Annotated in this window: 6 protein-coding genes, 4 tRNA genes and 1 pseudogene; all 11 read left to right on the top strand. The window is 36.2% G+C overall.

All coding sequences use genetic code 11. The annotated features are described in order from the left end of the window. Positions 1 to 530: tyrosine-type recombinase/integrase (locus VFS71_RS01255; protein WP_326398858.1), on the top strand; the 530-nt coding region annotated here is incomplete at its 5' end. Positions 531 to 563: 33 nt separating this feature from the next. Further along, positions 564 to 866 carry a ribosome hibernation-promoting factor, HPF/YfiA family gene (hpf, locus tag VFS71_RS01250; protein WP_326398857.1) on the top strand — a complete coding sequence of 101 codons (303 nt, stop codon included), beginning with the start codon at positions 564 to 566 and terminating at the stop codon, positions 864 to 866. Between the two features lie 91 nt (positions 867 to 957). Beyond that, a tRNA-Thr gene (locus VFS71_RS01245) sits at positions 958 to 1031 on the top strand. 30 nt (positions 1032 to 1061) lie between these two features. Then, a tRNA-Tyr gene (locus VFS71_RS01240) sits at positions 1062 to 1142 on the top strand. Between the two features lie 86 nt (positions 1143 to 1228). Further along, positions 1229 to 1300: transfer RNA gene (locus VFS71_RS01235), tRNA-Thr, on the top strand. Between the two features lie 54 nt (positions 1301 to 1354). Further along, positions 1355 to 2542 carry an elongation factor Tu gene (gene tuf, locus VFS71_RS01230; protein WP_326398855.1) on the top strand — a complete coding sequence of 396 codons (1188 nt, stop codon included), beginning with the start codon at positions 1355 to 1357 and terminating at the stop codon, positions 2540 to 2542. Positions 2543 to 2598: 56 nt separating this feature from the next. Further along, positions 2599 to 2669, top strand: a tRNA-Trp gene (locus VFS71_RS01225). Positions 2670 to 2687: 18 nt separating this feature from the next. Continuing rightward, on the top strand, positions 2688 to 2885 hold the full coding sequence (secE, locus tag VFS71_RS01220; RefSeq protein ID WP_116763649.1) for a preprotein translocase subunit SecE: 198 nt from the start codon (positions 2688 to 2690) through the stop codon (positions 2883 to 2885). 9 nt (positions 2886 to 2894) lie between these two features. Further along, positions 2895 to 3446, top strand: coding sequence for a transcription termination/antitermination protein NusG (nusG, locus tag VFS71_RS01215; protein ID WP_326398854.1), 552 nt, complete (start codon positions 2895 to 2897; stop codon positions 3444 to 3446). Positions 3447 to 3512: 66 nt separating this feature from the next. Further along, a complete protein-coding gene (gene rplK, locus VFS71_RS01210) occupies positions 3513 to 3950 on the top strand; it encodes a 50S ribosomal protein L11 (RefSeq protein ID WP_035639405.1) in 438 nt (145 codons plus the stop codon). A 13-nt stretch (positions 3951 to 3963) separates the two neighbouring features. Beyond that, positions 3964 to 4249: pseudogene (locus VFS71_RS01205) on the top strand (50S ribosomal protein L1); the annotation flags it as partial.

Below are 4249 nucleotides of genomic sequence, written 5' to 3'. Positions count from 1 at the left end.
AAAATTCGAATTTTGAAGGATTCCAGGAGATAAGGAATAAGCTCATAGTGGAGTTGTTTTATACTTCAGGAATACGTAGGACGGAACTTATTCATTTGAAATATTCAAATGTCAATTTAGTGAGTAATACTTTAAAGGTGTTGGGAAAAAGAAATAAAGAGCGTATTCTTCCGGTTTTGCCTATAGTAGTACAGCAATTATTGCTATATATTAAGGAGCGTTCTTTGTTGGAGACAATAGTAGATGAGGATTATTTATTTCTATCAAAAAAAGGGTTAAAATTGAGTGATTCTTTTGTGTATCGTTTAATAAATTCATACTTTAGTAGTGTCTCCGAGAAGGTAAAAAAAAGTCCTCATATATTAAGACATACGTTTGCGACTCACTTATTAAACAACGGGGCCGATTTGAATTCAGTTAAAGAGTTATTAGGACATTCTAGTTTGGCTTCAACGCAAATTTATACCCATAGCAGTTTGTCTGAACTCAAAAAAGTATATCAAGAGGCGCATCCTAGGAATAAAAAATAATTCTGAAATGTTTAACCATTAAAAAGATTGATTATGAAGGTAAATGTTCATGCAGTTAACTTTACTGTTGACAAAAAGCTAGTAGATTTCGTTCAAGAGAGAATGGATAAATTGGAGAAATATTATGATAGAGTTGTCTCTTCTGATATTTTTATGAAAGTAGAAAAGACAAGTGAGAAGGAAAATAAAATTGTCGAAATAAAGATTAATGTTCCTGGAGATGATTTTTTGGTTAAAAAGCAGTGCAAATCCTTTGAGGAAGCAGTTGAACAATCGGCAGAATCTCTAGAGCGATTACTGGTAAAGCGTAAAGAAAAGTTAAGAACACATATTTAATTAAAATTTTTTTTAAAAAATGTTTTGATTAAAAGATAAAATCTCTACATTTGCAGTCCGTTAGAAATAGCGGACTTTTTTTATTGATATTGCCAGCGTAGCTCAGTTGGCTAGAGCAGCTGATTTGTAATCAGCAGGTCGTGGGTTCGAGTCCCTCCGCCGGCTCAAAAGGCGAAAGTTTTAATAGAAAAAGTTGGGGAGATACTCAAGCGGCCAACGAGGGCAGACTGTAAATCTGCTGTGTGAACTTCGCAGGTTCGAATCCTGCTCTCCCCACAAGAATTAATTTTAGATTGAAGGTTTAAGATTGTAGATTGAAAAAATCTAAAATTAGAAATCTAATCTCTTTGATCAAGGATTCTGCCGACTTAGCTCAGAGGTAGAGTGCTTCCTTGGTAAGGAAGAGGTCACGGGTTCAATTCCCGTAGTTGGCTCAAGTAAGTAGGAAATTGAAATAAATATATAAACTAGATTAAAAATTAAGTAAAATGGCAAAAGAAACCTTTAACCGTTCGAAACCACACTTAAATATTGGTACGATCGGACACGTAGATCACGGTAAAACTACTTTAACAGCAGCAATCACAAAAGTGTTATCTGATGCTGGTTACTGTCAAGCAAAATCATTTGATCAAATTGATAATGCTCCTGAAGAAAAAGAAAGAGGTATTACAATTAATACATCACACGTAGAGTATGAAACTGCTAACCGTCACTACGCACACGTTGACTGTCCTGGTCACGCGGATTACGTAAAAAACATGGTTACTGGTGCTGCTCAAATGGACGGTGCTATCCTTGTTGTAGCTGCAACTGACGGACCAATGCCACAAACACGTGAGCACATCCTTTTAGGTCGCCAAGTAGGTATTCCTAGAATGGTAGTTTTCATGAATAAAGTGGATATGGTTGATGATGCTGAATTATTGGAATTAGTTGAAATGGAAATCAGAGACTTATTGTCTTTCTACGAATATGATGGTGACAATTGTCCAGTTATTCAAGGTTCTGCTTTAGGTGGATTGAATAATGATGCTGCTTGGGTACCAAAAATTCTTGAATTGATGGAAGCTGTTGATAACTGGATCGAAGAGCCAGTTCGTGATACTGAAAAACCATTCTTGATGCCGGTTGAAGACGTATTTACAATTACAGGTCGTGGAACTGTTGCTACAGGTCGTATCGAAACTGGTATTGCTAATACAGGAGATGCTGTTGAAATCATTGGTATGGGAGCTGAAAAATTAACTTCTACTATTACAGGAGTTGAGATGTTCCGTAAAATCCTTGATAGAGGTGAAGCTGGAGATAACGTAGGTTTATTGTTAAGAGGTATTGATAAAGAATCTATCAAAAGAGGAATGGTTATCATTAAGCCAGGATCAGTAAAACCACACGCTACTTTCAAAGCTGAGGTATATATCTTGAAAAAAGAAGAAGGTGGACGTCATACTCCATTCCATAATAACTACCGTCCACAGTTCTACGTACGTACAACTGACGTAACAGGAGTTATTACTTTACCAGAAGGAGTAGAGATGGTAATGCCAGGTGACAACTTAACAATTAATGTTACTTTGTTAAGCCCAATCGCAATGAGCGTAGGTTTACGTTTTGCTATCCGTGAAGGTGGTAGAACTGTAGGTGCAGGTCAGGTAACTGAAATTGTAGCTTAATACTATAATAAATACCAAAACCAGTGTCGTTTTGACGACACTGGTTTTTATTAACTACGGGCGTAGTTCAAGGGTAGAATAGCGGTCTCCAAAACCGTTGATGGGGGTTCGAATCCCTCCGCCCGTGCAAAATAAACTAATCACTATGACAAAAGTTGTTAATTACATATCAGAATCATTTGAAGAATTAAAATCAAATGTAACTTGGCCAGCTTGGGCTGAAGTACAACGTCTTACGATTGTTGTTGCTGTATTTTCAGTGGTATTCGCTTTAGCAACATGGGGAGTAGATGAAGTATTTGCAAAAACATTAGCTGTGTTTTTTAACTGGATAAAAGCATAATTTTTTGTAATGGCGGATAATAATATAAAAAAGTGGTATGTCGTTCGTGCAGTAAGCGGACAAGAAAATAAAGTAAAAGCTTATATCGAAACGGAAATTGCTCGTTTGGGTATGAGTGATTATGTTTCACAAGTTCTTGTGCCAACTGAAAAAGTGGTTACTGTAAAAGAAGGTAAAAAATTATCAAAAGATAAGGTTTACTTTCCGGGATATGTTATGTTGGAAGCCAATTTAGTTGGAGAAATTCCTCATATTATTAAGTCTATTACAAGTGTTATCGGATTCTTAGGGGAGACTAAAGGTGGAGAACCGGTTCCGTTAAGAATGTCTGAGGTAAATAGAATGCTAGGTAAAGTGGATGAGTTGGCTGTTAATACGGATACTCGTTCTATTCCTTTCAACATTGGAGAAACTATTAAAGTGATCGATGGTCCTTTTAATGGATTTAACGGTACAGTTGAAAAAATTAATGAAGAAAAGCGTAAACTTGAAGTAATGGTGAAAATTTTCGGAAGAAAAACACCTTTGGAATTGAGTTTTATGCAAGTTGAAAAAGTATAATTTTTGTTACATCTATAATAACCACTGCAATCGCTTCCAATGATTGTCGTGTTAAATTTTTTAAAAATGGCTAAAGAAATTAGTAAGGTAGTTAAACTACAAGTTAAGGGAGGTGCTGCGAACCCGTCGCCACCGGTTGGACCTGCTTTAGGAGCTGCTGGGGTAAACATCATGGAGTTCTGTAAGCAATTTAATGCTAGAACACAAGATAAACCCGGCAAAATATGCCCAGTACAAATTACTGTGTATAAAGACAAATCATTTGATTTTGTTGTAAAAACTCCTCCGGCGGCTGTCCAGTTATTGGAAGCTGCAAAGCTAAAGTCCGGATCAGGTGAACCAAATCGTAAAAAAGTAGCAAGCGTTACTTGGGATGTTATCAAAGCAATTGCTGAAGATAAAATGGTAGATTTAAATGCATTCACAATCGAATCTGCTATGAGCATGATTGCTGGAACAGCTAGATCTATGGGTATAACTGTATCAGGAGATTCTCCTTTTTAATTAAGAGAAAGACATGGCAAAATTGACAAAAAAGCAAAAAGAGGCTGCTTCAAAAATTGAAAAGAACAAATTATACTCTTTAAAAGATGCAGCTGCATTGATAAAAGTAATTGCTTCTGCAAAATTTGATGAGTCTGTTGATATCGCTGTTAGATTGGGTGTAGATCCAAGAAAAGCGAATCAAATGGTAAGAGGTGTGGTAACATTGCCTCATGGAACTGGTAAAGATGTTAAAGTATTAGCATTAGTTACTCCAGATAAAGAAGCGGAAGCTAAAGAAGCTGGAGCAGACTATGTAG

This window comes from Flavobacterium sp., from assembly GCF_035760125.1.
In the GTDB taxonomy this organism is placed as follows: Bacteria; Bacteroidota; Bacteroidia; order Flavobacteriales; family Flavobacteriaceae; genus Flavobacterium.
The sequence above is the reverse complement of the archived record's forward strand: the minus strand, read 5'-3'. Positions and strand labels throughout refer to the sequence as shown.

Bases quoted from the DNA above. Each gene is read 5' to 3' on its own strand.
- hpf (WP_326398857.1), top strand. From the start codon at position 564: ATGAAGGTAAATGTTCATGCAGTTAACTTTACTGTTGACAAAAAGCTA.
- tuf (WP_326398855.1), top strand. From the start codon at position 1,355: ATGGCAAAAGAAACCTTTAACCGTTCGAAACCACACTTAAATATTGGT.
- secE (WP_116763649.1), top strand. From the start codon at position 2,688: ATGACAAAAGTTGTTAATTACATATCAGAATCATTTGAAGAATTAAAA.
- nusG (WP_326398854.1), top strand. From the start codon at position 2,895: ATGGCGGATAATAATATAAAAAAGTGGTATGTCGTTCGTGCAGTAAGC.
- rplK (WP_035639405.1), top strand. From the start codon at position 3,513: ATGGCTAAAGAAATTAGTAAGGTAGTTAAACTACAAGTTAAGGGAGGT.